General features: G+C 57.3%; 14 protein-coding genes and 1 other annotated feature. Of the genes, 8 read left to right on the forward strand and 6 right to left on the reverse strand.

The window, feature by feature from the left end; translation table 11 throughout:
- Window positions 1-26: 26 nt before the first annotated feature.
- From WH298_RS12825 to atzF, 3 genes are read right to left on the reverse strand one after another with little or no spacing between them, the layout of a single operon-like run.
- The gene (locus tag WH298_RS12825; protein WP_007884920.1) at window positions 27-725 is read right to left on the reverse strand and encodes a GntR family transcriptional regulator; all 699 of its coding nucleotides are present in this window, start codon (window positions 723-725) and stop codon (window positions 27-29) included.
- 9 nt (window positions 726-734) lie between these two features.
- On the reverse strand, window positions 735-4,352 hold the full coding sequence (gene uca / locus WH298_RS12830; RefSeq protein WP_180823026.1) for an urea carboxylase: 3,618 nt from the start codon (window positions 4,350-4,352) through the stop codon (window positions 735-737).
- A gap of 2 nt (window positions 4,353-4,354) precedes the next feature.
- Window positions 4,355-6,151, reverse strand: a complete 1,797-nt coding sequence (atzF, locus tag WH298_RS12835) for an allophanate hydrolase (protein ID WP_180823027.1) — start codon at window positions 6,149-6,151, stop codon at window positions 4,355-4,357.
- A gap of 258 nt (window positions 6,152-6,409) precedes the next feature.
- Between atzF and sltY the strand changes: the two genes are divergently transcribed.
- Both sltY and trpR read left to right on the forward strand, forming a co-directional pair.
- Window positions 6,410-8,329, forward strand: a complete 1,920-nt coding sequence (gene sltY, locus WH298_RS12840) for a murein transglycosylase (protein WP_180823028.1) — start codon at window positions 6,410-6,412, stop codon at window positions 8,327-8,329.
- 44 nt (window positions 8,330-8,373) lie between these two features.
- A complete protein-coding gene (trpR, locus tag WH298_RS12845; protein ID WP_007884925.1) occupies window positions 8,374-8,697 on the forward strand; it encodes a trp operon repressor in 324 nt (107 codons plus the stop codon).
- On the opposite strand, the gene yjjX is transcribed toward trpR, so the two are convergent.
- Window positions 8,694-9,215 carry an inosine/xanthosine triphosphatase gene (gene yjjX / locus WH298_RS12850; protein ID WP_007884926.1) on the reverse strand — a complete coding sequence of 174 codons (522 nt, stop codon included), beginning with the start codon at window positions 9,213-9,215 and terminating at the stop codon, window positions 8,694-8,696. The two genes, trpR and yjjX, sit on opposite strands and share 4 nt — an antisense overlap.
- 51 nt (window positions 9,216-9,266) lie before the next feature.
- On the opposite strand from yjjX, the gene gpmB reads away from it, so the two are divergent.
- Window positions 9,267-9,914, forward strand: coding sequence for a 2,3-diphosphoglycerate-dependent phosphoglycerate mutase GpmB (gene gpmB, locus WH298_RS12855; protein ID WP_007884928.1), 648 nt, complete (start codon window positions 9,267-9,269; stop codon window positions 9,912-9,914).
- A 39-nt stretch (window positions 9,915-9,953) separates the two neighbouring features.
- Here gpmB and robA read toward each other — a convergent pair whose 3' ends face one another.
- The gene (gene robA / locus WH298_RS12860) at window positions 9,954-10,835 is read right to left on the reverse strand and encodes an MDR efflux pump AcrAB transcriptional activator RobA (protein WP_007884929.1); all 882 of its coding nucleotides are present in this window, start codon (window positions 10,833-10,835) and stop codon (window positions 9,954-9,956) included.
- A gap of 194 nt (window positions 10,836-11,029) precedes the next feature.
- Between robA and creA the strand changes: the two genes are divergently transcribed.
- Window positions 11,030-11,503, forward strand: a complete 474-nt coding sequence (gene creA, locus WH298_RS12865) for a protein CreA (RefSeq protein ID WP_007884931.1) — start codon at window positions 11,030-11,032, stop codon at window positions 11,501-11,503.
- A gap of 46 nt (window positions 11,504-11,549) precedes the next feature.
- On the opposite strand, the gene arcA is transcribed toward creA, so the two are convergent.
- Window positions 11,550-12,266: a two-component system response regulator ArcA gene (arcA, locus tag WH298_RS12870; protein ID WP_007884933.1), complete on the reverse strand. Its 717-nt coding sequence runs from the start codon at window positions 12,264-12,266 to the stop codon at window positions 11,550-11,552.
- Window positions 12,267-12,854: 588 nt separating this feature from the next.
- On the opposite strand from arcA, the gene WH298_RS12875 reads away from it, so the two are divergent.
- From WH298_RS12875 to thrB, 4 genes are all read left to right on the forward strand, one after another.
- The gene (locus WH298_RS12875) at window positions 12,855-13,559 is read left to right on the forward strand and encodes a tRNA/rRNA methyltransferase (RefSeq protein WP_180823029.1); all 705 of its coding nucleotides are present in this window, start codon (window positions 12,855-12,857) and stop codon (window positions 13,557-13,559) included.
- Between the two features lie 189 nt (window positions 13,560-13,748).
- Complete coding sequence (gene thrL / locus WH298_RS23705) at window positions 13,749-13,820, forward strand: thr operon leader peptide (RefSeq protein ID WP_071531027.1); 72 nt, start codon at window positions 13,749-13,751, stop codon at window positions 13,818-13,820.
- Window positions 13,756-13,878: a sequence feature (Thr leader region), on the forward strand. (Overlaps the previous gene by 65 nt.)
- A gap of 26 nt (window positions 13,879-13,904) precedes the next feature.
- Entirely contained in the window at window positions 13,905-16,367 is a 2,463-nt protein-coding gene (thrA, locus tag WH298_RS12880) for a bifunctional aspartate kinase/homoserine dehydrogenase I (protein WP_180823030.1), read from the forward strand.
- 2 nt (window positions 16,368-16,369) lie between these two features.
- Entirely contained in the window at window positions 16,370-17,299 is a 930-nt protein-coding gene (gene thrB, locus WH298_RS12885) for a homoserine kinase (protein WP_180823723.1), read from the forward strand.
- Window positions 17,300-17,301: the final 2 nt, after the last annotated feature.

Consider the following 17,301-nt stretch of genomic DNA (forward strand, 5'->3'; position numbering starts at 1 on the left):
GTAAACCCCTAACTGTGTTTATGTTGTTATTCAATGGGTTGAAGTCGAGCCTGCTGTAACATATGCAATGTAATCTTTCTGACCTCTGCCTTACTGACGGCGATGTGGTCGGTTAAAATGCGCTGCGCCTCCTCGGTCTGTTGCTGGAAAATCGCCCGTAAAATCTGAGCGTGCTCTCGGTATGTCGCCTCCATTCGGTCGTCGCGCGTGAAATCGAGACGGCGAATGATGCGAATCTTTTCGGTCAGTTCGGCGTGGATGCGCGCCATCTCCTGATTGCCAGCGGCCGCCACCAGCGCCATGTGAAAAGCTTCATCCTGCGCGGAGACCGCTTTGCCATCGGCCAGCGGTAGCGCATCGATCCAGAAGCTTTTCTGTGCCGTCAGGGTTTGCGCACACTGCACGGCGGGCAGGGCGCACAGGCGGCGCACCGCTTCGCACTCCAGCACGGTGCGGAAGTCGTACAGCTCTTCGAAATATTCGAAGTCAAACGGCTTCACCTGCCAGCCGCTGCGGAACCACACTTCGACGTAGCCCTCGCGCTCCAGCCAGAACAGCGCCTGACGCACCGGCGTGCGGCTGACTTCCAACCGATCGGCGATTTCGTTCTCACTGAAACGGTCGCCCGGCATCAGACGGAATTCAAAAATGTCCTGTTTCAGCGCCTGATAGACCTTCTCGGCCAATGCCTCAGGGCGGCCTTTGCTGCGCGGGCTCGTGTTCATGCAGTCTCCTTATTCCAGCCACAGCAGGGCATCGCCCGGACTCACCGGACGTCCTGCCTGACAGGCAATACGTTTCACCTGGCCTGCCTGCGGTGCGACAATTGCCAGTTCCATTTTCATCGCTTCCACGATGATCAGCGTTTGACCGGCTTCCACCACGTCGCCCGGCTGTACCAGCACTTTCCAGATGTTGCCGTTCATATCGGCGCACACCGCCAGCGCATCATCGTCGGCTTCCGCCACTTCCAGCGTCTCATCACTGGTGAGTGGCGCGTTCTGCTCTTCCTGCGCCCACAGCGTCACTTCCTGTTCGAAGGCGGCCGACTGGCGCTGACGGAATTCGCCGATCGACGCGGCGTGATCGGCCAGGAACTGCTGATGCGCGGCGAAATCGAATACCGTCTCTTCAATGCGCACCGTGGCACGGCCTTCGCGGAAGTCATCGCGCAGCTGCGTCAGTTCGTCTTCGGTGACCGGATAGAAGCGCACCTGATCGAAGAAGTGCAGCAGCCACGGCTCGTCAGCGGCGAACTGAGGGTTTTTGAGGAACTTGTTCCAGATCGGCAGGGTGCGGCCCACCAGCTGATAGCCGCCCGGCGAGTCCATGCCGTAGATGCACATGTACATGCCGCCAATGCCAACGGTGCCTTCGGCGGTGAAGGTGCGCGCCGGGCTGTATTTGGAGCTCAGCAGGCGATGGCGTGGATCGATCGGTACTGCGCACGGCGCGCCGAGATAGACGTCGCCGAGGCCGAGAATCAGATAGCTGGCATCAAAAATCGTATCGCGTACCGCTTCACGGCTGGCTAAGCCATTAATACGCTGGATAAAATCGACGTTGTTCGGCAGCCACGGCGCGCTGGCGCGCACGGTTTCTTTGTAGCGCTCCACCGCGCCGAGCGTCGCGCTGTCTTCGAACGCCATCGGCAGCCAGACAATGCGTGACGGCACTTTCAGCTGGCTGACATCGCCCAATCCGCTCTCCAGCTCCAGCAGTAACTGCATCAGCTGTTTCTGGCTGAGGATCAGGCTGTCGTAACGTACCTGCAGAGAGCGCACGCCGGGCGACAGCTCTTCCACGCCCGGCACCGCGCGTTCACGCAGCGCATTCATCAGCAGATGCACGCGCAGACGCAGCGCCAGATCCAGCACGTTATCGCCGTACTCAATCAGCACATATTTATCGCCCGCCTGGCGATACACCGCCGCTGGCGTGGTCGCCGTGGCCGGTAACGCCGCCAGCAGGGTGGCGGAACCGATAGCGCTGGCCGCTAAAGAGGGCACCACAAAAGCCGGTGCATGGGCACTGCGCAGGGTGGCCACGCTGTGCGCCTGGGCTTTTTCCAGTGCCACCGCTTCGTCAGCGCTAATCGGATGGAAGCGAATGCGGTCGCCCGGTTTCACCTGGCCGACTTTCCACAGCTCGGCTTTGGCGATGGTCACCGGACAGACGAAGCCGCCGAGGCTTGGGCCGTCATGCGTCAGGATCACCGGGAAGTCGCCGGTGAAGTTCACCGCGCCAATGGCGTATTCGCAGTCATGTACGTTGGACGGATGCAGACCGGCTTCGCCGCCGTTGGCGCGCGTCCATGTCGGTTTCGGACCAACCAGGCGCACACCGAGGCGGTTGGAGTTGTAGTGCACCTGCCAGTCGCTGGCGAAGAACTCATCAATTGCCGCCTGAGTGAAGAAATCCGGTGCGCCGTGCGGTCCGTACAGCACGCCGATGCGCCATTCGCTGCCGTAGTGCGGCACCAATGCATGATCGAGCGCCTGCGGTGCGCTGACCGGCGCGGGCGTGGTACAGGCCGCCAGCTGCGGCTGGGAGATCGGCAGCATATCGGCGACGCGCAAGGTGCGTCCGGCGTGGCCGCCAAACTGGCCGAGCGAGAAGGTTGAGCGGCTGCCGAGATACTCCGGCACGTCAAAGCCGTTGCGCACCGCTAAATAGGTGCGACAGCCGCTTTGCGCGCGGCCTAACGTCAGGGTTTGCCCTGCTTTAACGCTGACGGGCTGCCAGTAGGCGATGCTTTCGCCATCGACATCGGCCGCACAATCGGCGCCGGTCAGGGCGATCACCGCATCGCTATGGAAGCGCAGCGTCGGGCCTTGCAGGGTAAATTCGAGGCCCGCGGCGCTGTCGTGGTTGCCGACAATGCGGTTGGCGAGGCGGAAGGCGAAATCGTCCATCGGGCCGGATGGCGGCACGCCGATATCCCAATAGCCAAGGCGGCCAGGAAAATCCTGAATGCTGCTGAAGGTGCCGGGCTGCAGCACTTCAATCACGCTGGCGGATGGCGTGAAGCTGTCGAGGAAGCGCGTCCACACCTTGCCGCTGCGGAAGGCCTCGGTGGCGACGATCTGGCGCAGATAATCGAGGTTGCTGGCGATGCCGTGCAGCTGCGTGGCGTCGAGCGCCTGCTGCATTTTCGTTAACGCCGCTTCACGCGTCTCGGCATGCACGATCAGTTTGGCCACCATCGGATCGTAAAACGCCGAGACTTCGGTGCCGGTAGCAATCCAGCCATCGACGCGCACATCGTCCGGGAAACAGACGGCGGTTAAGACGCCGGGGCTGGGCTGGAAGTTTTTCAACGGATCTTCAGCGTAGAGGCGCACTTCAATTGAGGCGCCTTGCGGCGCCTGCTGCAGACGCGCCCATTCGATGGCATCGCCTGCCGCGACTTGCAGCATGCACTCAACCAGATCGAGACCGGTGACGCATTCGGTGACCGGATGTTCCACCTGCAGGCGGGTGTTCACTTCGAGGAAGTAGAAGGCATCCTGCTCGGCGTCGTAGATGTACTCCACCGTGCCAGCGCTGCGATAGTTGACCAGCTCGCCAAGGCGCACCGCCGAAGAGAGCAGCGCTTCACGCGTTGCCTGCGGCAGATTAGGTGCCGGCGTTTCTTCCACCACTTTCTGGTTGCGGCGCTGCAGCGAGCAGTCGCGTTCGCCGAGGGCAATTACTTTGCCGCTGCCGTCGCCAAAAATCTGCACTTCCACGTGGCGTGCGCGGTCGATGCAGCGTTCTAAAAACACTCCCGCATCGCTGAAGAACTGCTCGCCGAGACGACGCACGCTCTCCCACGCATTGCGCAGCGCGTCGGCGTCGGCGCAGCGCGTCAGACCAATGCCACCGCCGCCGGCGGTGCTTTTCAACATCACCGGATAACCGATGCTGTCGGCGGCGCTTAAGGCTTCGTCCAGCGAACTCAGTAGCGGCGTGCCCGGCGTCATTGGCACGCCAGCGCTGGCGGCTAATTCACGCGCGCGGTGTTTCAGGCCAAACTCGCCAATCTGCTGCGCGGTGGGGCCGACGAAGGCGATACCGGCTTTTTCACAGGCATCGGCGAACGGCAGGCTTTCCGAGAGGAAACCGTAGCCCGGCCAGATGGCTTCGGCACCGGTTTCCTGTGCGGCGGCGAGGATTTTATCGATGCGCAGATAGCTGTCGCTGGCTTTGTCACCGCCAAGCGCGATCGCCACATCCGCTTCTTTGACGTGGCGCGCGTTGCGATCGGCATCGGAATAGACGGCGACGCTTTTCACGCCGAGGCGTTTTAAGGTACGGATGGCGCGACAGGCGATTTCGCCACGGTTAGCAATCAAAACGGTGCTGAACATGCTTATTTACTCCCCTGAGAAGCCAGCCAGTTGCGCCAGCCGCCAAATTCGGTAATTTCCAGCGCCTGCGACAGCACCGCCGGTTCACAGATAAAGCCTTTGACGCTGCGGCCGTCGGCCAGCGTTAACGAGCCAATGCCGAGCGGGGCGGGGATCTCCGCCACGAACTCGCCAAAGCGTGCCAGCGGGATATCCCACAGCTCGACGGTAATCGCCGCGCCGCTCTCACCGCGCAGCAGGCCCGGCTTCTTAATTGGGCCATCGAGCAGAGCAAACAGGCGGTAGTTGCTGGCGGTTTGCGTCTCTTCCACCAGCACCGCCTGACGCGTCGTCAGCTGGAAGTTGAGCGGCATACCGGTGAGATGCGCGCCTACCACCGCCACGCGTACGTGATCGGCAGAAAGCGGCAAGGTGGCAGATTCCGCTGGCTGCTTTTTGCCGGTTGCACCGAGCGGCAGCGCCATCTGCTGCTGCCAGCGCACACCAAAACCGGCCAGCGCACGATCCTGCCAGGCGGGCGCAATCAGCGTGATGCCCGCCGGTAAACCATCGGCGCGGAAGGGGGCCGGCAGCGCCAGTGCGCAGAGATCGGCAAGATTGGTGAAGTTGGTGTAAGTGCCGAACTGCGAGTTGTAGAGCACCGGCTCCTGCTGCATTTCGGCCAGCGTGTGGATGGTTGGTGAGGTGGGCACCACCAGCGCGTCGAACTGCGCCAGCGTTTGCTGAATCTGCCGCGTCAGCTCGGCACGCAGGTATTCCGCCTGATAGGCTTCGACCGCGCTGTATTTCAGGCCGCTACTGACAATGCCGAATACCACCGGATCCATCTCTTCCGGACGATTGATCATCTCGCCCACCGCCACGGTGCGCTCGGCGACCCACGGGCCGTAATAGAGCTGTTCGGCCAGCTGGTGGAACACGGAGAAATCAATCGGGTGCAGCGTCGCGCCACCTGCCTGCAGTTGCTCTAGCGCCGCCAGCCATGCCGCTTCGGCCAGTTTGTCGCCGAAGAATTCCGGCGTGGCGGGAATGGCGAAATCAGGCTGCGCTTTGAAGCTGGCGGGCGCGCTGTGCGGATTGCTGCGCGAGTAGGCATCGCCGGCGTCATAGCCGCCCGCCGCCGTGGCCACCGCGAAGGCATCTTCCACCGTTAACGCGAACACCGAAATGGTGTCATTGAGGCGGCAAGCCGGCACCACGCCGCTGGCGGAGAACCAGCCTTTGGTGGGCTTAAGGCCGACGATATTGTTGAAACCGGCCGGTACGCGGCCCGAACCGGCGGTATCGGTGCCGAGTGAGAAGCCCACCAGTCCGCGCGCCAGTACCGAAGCGGAACCGGAACTGGAGCCGCCGCTGACGTAATCCGGATTGAAAGTGTTGCTCACCGCGCCAAATGGCGAACGCGTGCCGACTAAGCCAGTGGCGTATTGATCGAGGTTGGTTTTGCCAATCACCACCGCGCCTGCGGCTTTAAGCTGCGCCACCACAAAGGCATCGGCGGCGGCGGTGTAGGTGAAGGCGGGGCAGGCGGCGCTGGTCGGCCAGCCGGCGACATCAATATTGTCTTTAACCGCAAAAGGCACGCCAAACAGCGGCAGCGCGGCCGGGTTGCGCTGATAACTCGCCAGCAGCGGCTCAATTTGTGCCTGCAGCTGCGCGGGTGTGGCGAGATAAAGCCAGGCGTTATCCTGCGCGTCGATTGCGTCGAGATGTGCTGCCAGCAGGGAAGTAATTTGCTGTGGATCCTGTTGGTAACTGCGTTGCCAATCCTGGAGCGTAAAGCCAAAGGTCAATGCCATGAGTGAATTCCAACTGGTATACAAGATGGAATTCAACAGAGCAAAGCGCGTGCCATTTTTGTAAGCCAATGAAAGCGCGTAGTTAATTGATGTGTAATACGTTTTTCTGATGATAAATTGCACAACGGCGGCGCAAGCGCTGTGCAATGGCGGTGCGCGAGCGTAAATTTTGTGAAGAACATGGCAAGAGACGGTTGGCCTGGTTAGCATGAAGGAAGTCTGGCATGAGCTGGATCGCAGCACTGAGAGGAGAGCGTAATGGAGAAGTGGCGTTACTGGATGCTAGGGATCTGTCTGGTCAGCACGGCCAGCAGCGCATGGGCCGATTCGCTGGATCAGCAGCGGCAGCGCTATGCGCAAATCAAGCAAGCCTGGGATAACAAACAGATGGACCAGGTGACGCAGCTGATGCCGACGCTGCAGGATTACCCGCTCTACCCGTATCTGCAATACCGGCTGCTGGCGCAGGATCTCGATCAAGAGACGCCGCTGGCGGTGAAGAATTTTATTCAACAGTATCCTACGCTGCCGCCGGCGCGCTCGCTCTCAACACGCTTTGTGAATGTGTTGGCCAATCGTCAGGACTGGCAAGGCGTGCTCAGCTTCAGCCCGGATGAGCCGAAACCGGTGCAGGCGCGCTGTAACTGGTATTACGCCAAATGGGCCACCGGGCAACAGCAGGCGGCGTTTGCCGGGGCCAAAGAGATTTGGCTGCGCGGCACCGCGTTGCCGAATGACTGTGACAAGCTGTTCTCGGTCTGGCAAGCCAGCGGGCAGCTCTCGCCGATCACCATTCTGGAGCGTATCCGTCTGGCGATGAAAGCCGGTAACGATAGCCTGGTGAATTATCTGGCGAAAATGCTGCCAGCGGATTATCAAACCACCGCCAGCGCGCTGATTGCGCTGCAGCAGAATCCGCAAACCGTCACTACCTTTGCCAGCAGCATGGGCCCCACTGATTTCACCCGCATGGCGACCAGCTATGCCTTCGCCCGCGTGGCGCGTGAGGATATGGACAACGCGCGCATGATGATTCCGCAACTGGTGCAGGCGCAGAAGATGAGCCAGGCCGATGAGCAGGATCTGAAAGAGACGGTGGTATGGCGCATGATGGGCGCGGATCTCACCAGCGAGCAGGCGCGCTGGCGTGATGCGGTAGTGATGAACAGCGAATCCACCGCGCTGGTGGAGCGCCGTGTTCGTCTGGCGCTGAGCCAGAACGATCGCCGCGGGCTGAATACCTGGATCGCGCGTTTGCCGGTGGAAGCCAAAGAGAAAGATGAGTGGCAATACTGGCAGGCCGATTTGCTGATTTCTCAGGGCCGCAAAGAGGAAGCGAACGACATTCTGCGCAAGCTGATGCAGGCGCGCGGCTTCTATCCGATGGTGGCGGCGCAACGTCTTGGCGTGGAGTATCCGTTGCAGGTTGATAAAGCGCCGGCAGCTGATAATAACGTGGTGCAGGGCGCGGAAATGGCGCGCGTGCGCGAGCTGATGTACTGGGGGTTGGATAACCTGGCGCGCAGCGAATGGGCCAATCTGATCTCCAGTAAAACTCATTCCCAGCAGCAGATGCTGGCGCGTTATGCCAACGAGCAGGATTGGTGGGATCTCAGCGTGCAGGCCACCATTACCGCGAAAATGTGGGATAGCCTGAAAGAGCGCTTCCCGCTGGCGTGGCAAAATCTGTATCAGCAATACACCAGCGACAAAGGCATTCCACCGAGTTATGCGATGGCGATTTCACGTCAGGAGAGCGCGTGGAATCCGAAGGCGCGTTCACCGGTGGGCGCCAGCGGCTTGATGCAGGTAATGCCCGGCACGGCGACGCATACCGTGAAGATGTATAACATTCCCGGCTATGTGAACAGCAGCCAGCTGTTGGATCCGCAGACCAATATTCAGATCGGTACCCAGTATCTGGAGTATGTCTATCAGCAGTTCGGTCAGAACCGCATCTTCGCCTCGGCGGCTTACAACGCAGGGCCGGGACGCGTGCGCAGCTGGCAGAAAACCAGCGGGGGGAATCTGGATGCGGTGGCGTTTATCGAGACCATTCCGTTCTCAGAAACGCGTGGCTACGTGAAAAACGTGCTGGCCTACGATGCCTATTATCGCTACTTCATGGGCAAGCCGGATAAGATTCTCGCTGACAGTGAGTGGAATCGCCAGTATTGACTGTGCTATGCTTCCGTACTCGTTAATGAGTACGGAAGTCCTTCATGAGCCAACCCCTTTCTTCCCAGCCGGAATCGGCTCAGCCTGTTGAAGATAACTGGCTGCGTTTTATCGAACTGATGCAAAACGCCTTTGCCGATGGCGTGGCGCTGCCGTTGCTACAGCTGATGATGACGCCGGATGAACGTGAGTCCTTCGGCACGCGTTTGCGCATTATCGAAGAGCTGATGAACGGTGAGATGAGCCAGCGTGAACTGAAGAATGAGTTGGGCGTAGGTATCGCTACGATAACGCGCGGTTCAAATAGCCTGAAAGAAGCGCCGCCAGAGCTGAAACGCTGGCTGGAAGCGCGTCTGGGACGCGATTAACGCTGATTGTAAAGCGGATGCGTAAACGGACACAGCGCCAGAATCAACGCCTGATGATAGACGCTGGAGCGGCTTAGCAGGCCGTGAGTAAAGGCGCCAATCGCGCCACCTTTGTGTTTGATATTCTCTACGCCGGTCAGGCGTGCCATCTCGTCACCGAGTTCACGTCCGGCGGCTAAGCCTGCTACGACGATCGGCGGCAGGGTAAAGCTGGCCGAACGCGATTCACCGCGCTGCTGCGCATTTTCAATCACCATCCACGCAAAGGCGCAATCGCCTTCAATGCCCGCTTCAATCGCCACCCAATAATCCGCCTGCGGACGCTCCTGACGAGCGTTCGCTACGCGTTGACGTGCGCCAGTTCGCGTTTCGACATCGCTAAGTGGCTGAGCTGCGACGCCGCTCTCGACCTCGACCCCTTCAATGTGGCAGGATCCTTCGCCGAAAACGTCGTTGAACGCCTGAGCAATCGCGCGAATTTTTGCCGGGTTGATGGTGGCTGCGACAACATGGTACATAATTGTTTGAACCCTCGAGGCAAATTTGTCGCAGTATAACGGAAATTAAGCATGCTACAGGTCTATCTTGTTCGTCACGGTGAAACGGTATGGAATGCGGCGCGACGCATTCAGGGGCAGTCTGACAGCCCGTTAACGGAAAAAGGTGAGCAGCAGGCTCATCAGGTCGGCGAGCGCGTGAAATCGCTGGGCATTACCCACGTGATTGCCAGCGATTTAGGACGTACACGTCGCACGGCGGAGATCATCGCCGACGCGTGTGGCTGCACCGTTACGCTTGACGCGCGTCTGCGTGAGCTCAACATGGGCTGCCTGGAACAACGTCCACTCGATGGCTTGACGGAAGAAGAGGAAAACTGGCGTAAAACGCTGGTGGATGGCACCACAGCGGGCCGTATTCCGGGTGGCGAATCGATGGCGGAGATGGCGGCGCGTATGCACGAAGCGCTGAATGCGCTGCTGGCGTTGCCAGCCGGCAGCCGTCCGCTGATTGTCAGCCACGGCATGGCGCTCGGCGTGCTGGTCAGCACCATTCTCGGCTTACCTGCGCATGCAGAACGTCGTTTGCGTCTGCGCAACTGCTCGATTTCGCGTGTGGATCATCAGCAAAGCGCCTGGCTGGCGGCTGGTTGGGTAGTCGAAACGGCGGGCGATGTTTCGCATCTGGATGCCCCCGCGCTGGATGAATTGCAGCGTTGAGCTAAATAAAAATGCCGTCATGATGACGGCATTTTGTTTTTAGTGATTTGTTTGCGGGCGAATCGGAATCAGGTATTCGCAGCGGATTTCCGCTGGCGGCTCGCTGCGTTTCTTGCCACCGTGGGTGAAGAAACGCTCGATATCCTGTCCCTGACGACGCACTAAACCGAGCGTTGGCATGCAGGTTCCGTACAGTAGCAGGATGAACTCACCCAGCGCACTGCGTGCACCGTTGTAAGTAAACTGCACGTAATCACCGGCTTCAACCACCACGCTTTGATTCGATTGCATACTCTTCGCCAGCTGATCGGCGGGCACCGCTGTGGTGTACAGAATCTCTTGCTCATCATCCTTTTCATGGCTGGCACGCACCTGATGCAGGCCGTACAGCACCGGCGGCACTGTGTCGGTTTCCAGCAGGAACTGTTTCCAGAAATGCATGCGCATCTCATCGCGGTAGCTGGAAATTTGCTCCAGCGTGCAGGAGTAGCTCTGCGTCTGGCCCACCAACACCGTTTCCGGCAGCGTGACAAACTGCGCTTCCGGCAGGCTGCTATCGTCCAGGCGAATCGGCGGGCGAATACCGAACGAGTTCCACTCCGATGAGCGACGATACCAGGCGGGCGTTTGGTTGAACTGCTTTTTAAACGCGCGGGTAAAGGTCTGCTGTGAATCGAAACGATATTGTAGAGCGATGTCAAGGATGGGGCGGCTGGTCAGGCGTAACGCCACCGCGGCTTTCGACAGCCGACGCGCGCGGATATACGCGCCAATTGCGTGGCTGGTTACTTCCTTGAACATCCGCTGCAGGTGCCACTTGGAATAGCCTGCTTTCTGCGCAACGTTATCTAATGAAAGCGGTTGGTCCAGATGGCTCTCCAGCCAGACAAGCAAATCGCGAATGATACCGGCTTGGTCCATAAAACATCCTCATAACTCTCTGGTGGCGCAACTATGAAGTCGTCGAATAATAGCACGAAATGCACAAAAGCGTGGGGGCGGTTTGCTAATCGAGTGTGCTAAGTCAATGCGGGTTAAAACCCGTTTAGGTTTGGTTCTGTGTTCAATTGACAGTACATTACATTCTCATCTATTCGATTGGCAATGGTAACTCAATGACAATAGCTCGTATTCTTATAATCACGCTGGCAACTTATGTGTTCAGCGCTGGCGTTCAGGCTGAAGAGATCGGCTCAGTTGACACGGTGTTCAAGATATTTGGCCCCGATCATAAGATCGTGGTCGAAGCCTTCGATGACCCCGATGTAAAAAATGTAACCTGTTATATCAGCCGGGCAAAAACCGGTGGTATCAAAGGGGGATTAGGTTTGGCGGAAGACACGTCCGACTCAGCCATCTCCTGTCAACAGGTTGGGCCGGTAGAGCTTAGCGATAAAATCGCACAAGGCAAGTCGCAGGGCGAAGTGGTATTTAAAAAACGCACTTCACTGGTGTTTAAGAAGTTGCAGGTGGTGCGCTTCTTCGATCAAAAACGTCATGCGCTGGTGTATCTGAGTTACTCAGATAAGGTGGTAGACGGCTCGCCGAAGAATGCGCTAAGTGCCGTGCCGATCATGCCGTGGCATTAATACAGGCATAAAAAAACGCCCTGACGGGCGTTTTTCCTTTCAAAACTTAGTCCTGCAGTTCGCCGCAGAAACGGTAACCTTCGCCGTGAATGGTGGCGATGATTTCTGGCGTATCTGGCGTGGATTCGAAATGCTTGCGAATGCGGCGGATGGTGACATCCACGGTACGGTCATGCGGCTTGAGCTCGCGGCCGGTCATCTTCTTCAGCAAGTCACCACGCGTTTGAATTTTGCCTGGATTCTCACAGAAGTGCAGCATGGCGCGGAATTCACTGCGCGGCAGCTTGTACTGGTCGCCGTTCGGGCTGATCAGTGAGCGGCTATTGATATCCAGCTCCCAGCCGTTAAAGCGATAGCTTTCAACCTGGCGGCGCTCTTCACTCGGCATGGCCAGATTCATGGTTCGCGACAGCAAATTGCGCGCACGAATCGTCAGCTCACGTGGGTTGAAGGGTTTGGTGATGTAATCATCGGCACCAATTTCCAGACCGAGGATTTTATCCACTTCATTATCACGACCGGTCAGGAACATCAGCGCAACGTTTGCTTGTTCACGCAATTCGCGTGCCAGCAGCAAACCGTTTTTACCTGGCAGGTTGATATCCATGATCACCAGATTGACGTCGTTCTCCGTCAGGACCTGATGCATTTCGGCGCCGTCGGTGGCTTCATAGACCACGTAACCTTCTGCCTCAAAGATACTTTTGAGGGTGTTACGCGTGACCAGTTCGTCTTCAACGATAAGAATGTGCGGGGTCTGCATGTTTCGCTACCTAAAATTTGCCAACAAATCGAAAACAGGGCGTACGTCGGTTACGCTATTTGCGGCAACCGGTATACGAAATAATCTTCGGAATACACCATCCATCTACGTCAACTTCAGTGTTAGCTCAGCCAGTCAGGATGGATATTTGCGCGCCCCGAGAATATCGGACAGGCGCTCATCCTAACCGTATTAACAGCAACCTAACAGCACCAACAACAACCGATAAGCATAAAAACAACGCTTCGTTGACTTATATCAAATGCAAGTGTAGCACGTTAACACTTTTATGAAAAACTTCTCCAGGATTGCTAGTTTAGCTCACAAAATGCAGCATTTTTGCTACATTTATCCCTTATAGAAGCAAATGTTAAACGCGCAGGAATTTATATTTCAATAAATTGAAAGGAAAGGGTTTTATATAAATTAAGTCCTATAATTTTGCTTATGCCTGCTAATTTACTCTACATGGAGATTTCCCGCTGTTTTAACATCGTTAACATCTTATTTTCTCATATCGCCGTGGTTGGTATTTTTTCTGCTGCATGCCAACATAAAGCGCGTTGTTAACCGTCCGATGGAAAAATCATGCATTTCCCCTTAATCCTTGTTTCTCCCGCCCGTCCGGAAAATATCGGCGCGGCTGCCCGTGCCATGAAAACCATGGGATTTAGCGAGTTGCGTATTGTCGCCAGCGATGCCTGGCAGGACCCCGCTGCACGACGTGTGGCACACGGTGCCGGCGAGATCCTTGATAACGTGAAAACCTATGCCACGCTGAGCGAGGCGCTCAAGGATGTCGATTTCTCGGTGGCGACCACCGCGCGCAGCCGTGCAAAGTTCCGCTACTACGCTACGCCGGCGCAGGTGGAAAATATCCTGCAAGAGAAGCGCCAATGGCTGAGCCGCATCGCACTGGTTTTTGGCCGTGAGGACAGCGGGTTAACCAATGAGGAGCTGGAGCAGGTTGACCTGTTGACCGGCATTCCGATGGCAAATGACTATCCATCACTTAACCTCGGCCAGGCCGTGATGGTCTATTGCTATCAGCTGTCAGCGCTGAATCAAATTGCGGCCGAACCTGCCGAAGCGGCAAACGCGCATCAACTGCAGGCGCTGCGTGAGCGTTTTCATCAGCTGTTGGCGAAGCTGGATGTCAGCGATGACGTCAAAATGGCTGACTGGATCGACCAGCGTATTGGCCTGCTGGAACAGCGCGACAGCGCTATGCTGCATCGCTTGTTACACGACGTAGAAAAAAAACTTATAGATAATTGCTCGGATAAATCCTGAGTTGGCAGTGACTGATCGTGGAAATCGCAGCCTCTTATGAACGATCCCGATACGATTTGTGCCAGCAAGCGCACTACTGCGCAGCCGTGCCGTCCGTGTGCTTAGGACAAATTCGTTGACTTAATGTGCCCTTTGCTTTACTTCTGGAAGGCAGACGGACAAGACAAAGACAGACAGAAAAAAATCTAAATGCGTAAACTCAGCCTGAACACCACAATTATTATTACCACCACCATTACCACAGGTAACGGTGCGGGCTGACGCATACAGGAAAAACAAAGAAAAAAGCCCGCACCTAAACAGTGCGGGCTTTTTTTTCGGCAAAAATTCAGGAGAGCTTCAACTATGCGAGTGCTGAAATTCGGCGGAACCTCAGTAGCCAATGCGGATCGTTTTCTCCGCGTGGCGGACATTCTGGAAAGCAATGCACAACAGGGACAGGTTGCGACCGTACTCTCTGCACCAGCGAAAATTACCAATCATCTGGTGGCGATGATTGAGAAAACCATCAGCGGTCAGGACACGTTGCCGAATATCAGCGATGCCGAACGTATTTTTGCCGACCTGCTGCAAGGCCTGCATGATGCACAGCCGGGCTTTGATTTCGATGGATTGAAAACCCGCGTGCAATTGGAGTTAGCGCAGCTGAAGCAAGTGCTGCACGGCATCAGCCTGCTGGGCCAATGTCCGGACGCCGTCAACGCTGCCATCATCTGCCGTGGCGAGAAGCTGTCGATTGCCATAATGGAAGCGCTGCTGCAAGCGCGCGGCCACAAGGTGACCGTTATCGATCCGGTGGAGAAACTGCTGGCGGTTGGTCATTACCTCGAATCCACCGTGGATATTGCCGAATCCACACGTCGCATCGCCGCCAGCCAGATCCCATCCGATCACTTTATCCTGATGGCCGGTTTCACCGCTGGCAATGAGAAGGGCGAATTAGTGGTGCTGGGCCGTAACGGTTCTGACTATTCTGCCGCCGTGTTGGCCGCTTGCCTGCGCGCAGACTGCTGTGAAATCTGGACTGACGTCGACGGCGTCTACACCTGCGATCCACGTCAGGTGCCTGATGCCCGCTTACTGAAATCGATGTCTTATCAGGAAGCGATGGAGCTCTCCTATTTCGGCGCCAAAGTGCTGCATCCGCGTACCATCGCGCCTATCGCTCAGTTCCAGATTCCCTGCCTGATCAAAAACACCGCCAATCCGCAAGCGCCGGGCACCTTGATCGGTGGCGAAGGCGAGCTGGATGAAAATCCGGTGAAAGGCATCACCAACCTGAACAACATGGCGATGTTTAACGTTTCCGGCCCGGGTATGAAAGGCATGGTGGGCATGGCGGCGCGCGTGTTCGCGGCGATGTCCCGCACCGGCATTTCGGTGGTGTTGATCACCCAATCCTCTTCGGAATACAGCATCAGCTTCTGCGTACCGCAAAGCGATCAGGCGCGGGCGCGTCGCGTGCTGGAAGAGGAGTTCTATCTGGAGTTGAAAGATGGCTTACTCGATCCGCTGGACGTGCTGGAACAGCTGGCGGTGATCTCGGTGGTGGGCGATGGCATGCGCACGCTGCGCGGCATCTCGGCCAAATTCTTCTCGGCGCTGGCACGCGCCAATATCAATATCGTGGCGATTGCTCAGGGCTCATCTGAGCGTTCTATCTCGGTGGTGGTGAGCAACGATGAAGTCACCACCGGCGTGCGCGTGGTGCACCAGATGCTGTTCGCCACCGATCAGGTGATTGAAGTGTTTGTGGTGGGCGTTGGCGGTGTCGGTGCGGCGCTACTCGATCAGTTGCACCGCCAGCAAACGTGGCTGAAACAGAAGCATATCGATCTGCGCGTGTGCGGCATCGCTAACTCGCGTGCACTGTTAACCAACGTGCACGGTATCGATCTCAGCAACTGGAAGGCGGAACTGAGCGAAGCCAAAGAGCCGTTCAATCTCGGCCGCTTGATTCGTTTGGTGAAGGAGTATCACCTGCTGAATCCGGTGATCGTCGATTGTACCTCCAGCCAGGCGGTCGCCGATCAGTACGCGGATTTCCTCGCCGAAGGTTTCCATGTGGTTACGCCGAACAAAAAAGCCAATACCTCTTCATGGAATTACTACCAGCAGATGCGCGCTGCAGCGGCGAAATCGCGCCGTAAATTCCTGTATGACACCAACGTCGGTGCCGGTTTGCCGGTGATCGAAAACCTGCAGAACCTGATGAATGCCGGTGATGAGCTGATCAAGTTCTCCGGTATTCTCTCTGGCTCGCTCTCCTTCATCTTCGGCAAACTGGATGAAGGCGTTTCGTTGTCAGAAGCCACTAAAATGGCGCGTGAGATGGGCTTTACCGAACCGGATCCGCGTGACGATCTTTCCGGCACCGACGTGGCGCGTAAGCTGCTGATTCTGGCGCGCGAAGCCGGGCATCAGCTGGAACTCAGCGATATCGATATCGAACCACTGCTGCCCGCCAGCCTGACGGATATCCCCGACGTTGAACAATTCATGGAACGCCTGCCGGAGCTGGATAACGCCTTTGCGGCGCGCGTTGCCAAAGCGCGTGACGAAGGTAAAGTATTACGCTTCGTCGGCGCGATCGAAGAGGGCGGCGTCTGCAAAGTGAAGATTGATGCGGTGGACGGCAACGATCCGCTGTACAAAGTGAAGAACGGTGAGAACGCGCTGGCATTTTACAGCCGCTACTATCAGCCAATCCCGCTGGTTCTGCGTGGATATGGCGCCGGGAATGATGTCACAGCAGCGGGCGTGTTTGCTGACCTGCTGCGTACGCTGTCGTGGAAGTTGGGAGTTTGATGATGGTAAAAATTTATGCACCGGCCTCGATAGGTAACGTCAGCGTCGGCTTTGATGTGCTTGGCGCGGCGGTTTCGCCGGTGGATGGCACCTTGCTGGGCGATTGCGTATCCGTGGAAGCCGCCGACAGCTTTAGCCTGGTGAACTCCGGGCGCTTTGTCAGCAAACTGCCGAGCAATCCGCAGGAGAATATCGTTTATCAGTGCTGGGAGCGTTTTTGCCAGGCGATTGGCAAACAAATTCCGGTGGCGATGACGCTGGAAAAAAATATGCCGATCGGTTCCGGCCTCGGTTCGAGCGCTTGCTCAGTGGTCGCCGGCTTGATGGCGATGAACGAATTCTGCGGCAATCCGTTGAATGATACTGAACTGCTGGCGCTGATGGGCGAGCTGGAAGGACGTATCTCCGGCAGCGTACACTTTGATAACGTTGCGCCATGCTTCCTCGGCGGCGTGCAGTTGATGATTGAAGAGAACGGCATTATTAGCCAGCACGTGCCGTGCTTTGACGAATGGCTGTGGGTGATGGCCTATCCGGGGATTAAAGTCTCCACCGCCGAAGCGCGCGCCATTCTGCCAGCACAATATCGCAAAGAGGATGCCATCAAGCATGGTCGTCTGCTGGCGGGCTTTATTCACGCCTGTCATACGCGTCAGCCTGGGCTTGCGGCTAAACTTATGCAGGATGTTATCGCTGAGCCGTATCGTACCAAACTGCTGCCGGGCTTCGCCGATGCGCGTAAAGCCGCACAGGATATTGGCGCACTGGCGTGCGGCATTTCGGGTTCTGGCCCGACACTTTTCGCCGTTTGCAACGAGATGGCAACGGCACAGCGGATGGCGGACTGGTTGAGCCAGCACTATCTGCAGAATGAAGAAGGTTTCGTCCACATCTGCCGTCTTGATACGGCTGGCGCACGTAAATTGGGATAACG

Origin of the sequence: Pantoea nemavictus, from assembly GCF_037479095.1 — a bacterium.
GTDB classification, from domain to species: Bacteria; Pseudomonadota; Gammaproteobacteria; order Enterobacterales; family Enterobacteriaceae; genus Pantoea; species Pantoea nemavictus.

Bases quoted from the DNA above. Each gene is read 5' to 3' on its own strand.
- yjjX (WP_007884926.1), bottom strand. From the start codon at position 9,215: ATGTACCATGTTGTCGCAGCCACCATCAACCCGGCAAAAATTCGCGCG.
- gpmB (WP_007884928.1), top strand. From the start codon at position 9,267: ATGCTACAGGTCTATCTTGTTCGTCACGGTGAAACGGTATGGAATGCG.
- atzF (WP_180823027.1), bottom strand. From the start codon at position 6,151: ATGGCATTGACCTTTGGCTTTACGCTCCAGGATTGGCAACGCAGTTAC.
- robA (WP_007884929.1), bottom strand. From the start codon at position 10,835: ATGGACCAAGCCGGTATCATTCGCGATTTGCTTGTCTGGCTGGAGAGC.
- creA (WP_007884931.1), top strand. From the start codon at position 11,030: ATGACAATAGCTCGTATTCTTATAATCACGCTGGCAACTTATGTGTTC.
- uca (WP_180823026.1), bottom strand. From the start codon at position 4,352: ATGTTCAGCACCGTTTTGATTGCTAACCGTGGCGAAATCGCCTGTCGC.
- trpR (WP_007884925.1), top strand. From the start codon at position 8,374: ATGAGCCAACCCCTTTCTTCCCAGCCGGAATCGGCTCAGCCTGTTGAA.
- thrA (WP_180823030.1), top strand. From the start codon at position 13,905: ATGCGAGTGCTGAAATTCGGCGGAACCTCAGTAGCCAATGCGGATCGT.
- arcA (WP_007884933.1), bottom strand. From the start codon at position 12,266: ATGCAGACCCCGCACATTCTTATCGTTGAAGACGAACTGGTCACGCGT.
- WH298_RS12875 (WP_180823029.1), top strand. From the start codon at position 12,855: ATGCATTTCCCCTTAATCCTTGTTTCTCCCGCCCGTCCGGAAAATATC.
- thrB (WP_180823723.1), top strand. From the start codon at position 16,370: ATGGTAAAAATTTATGCACCGGCCTCGATAGGTAACGTCAGCGTCGGC.
- WH298_RS12825 (WP_007884920.1), bottom strand. From the start codon at position 725: ATGAACACGAGCCCGCGCAGCAAAGGCCGCCCTGAGGCATTGGCCGAG.
- sltY (WP_180823028.1), top strand. From the start codon at position 6,410: ATGGAGAAGTGGCGTTACTGGATGCTAGGGATCTGTCTGGTCAGCACG.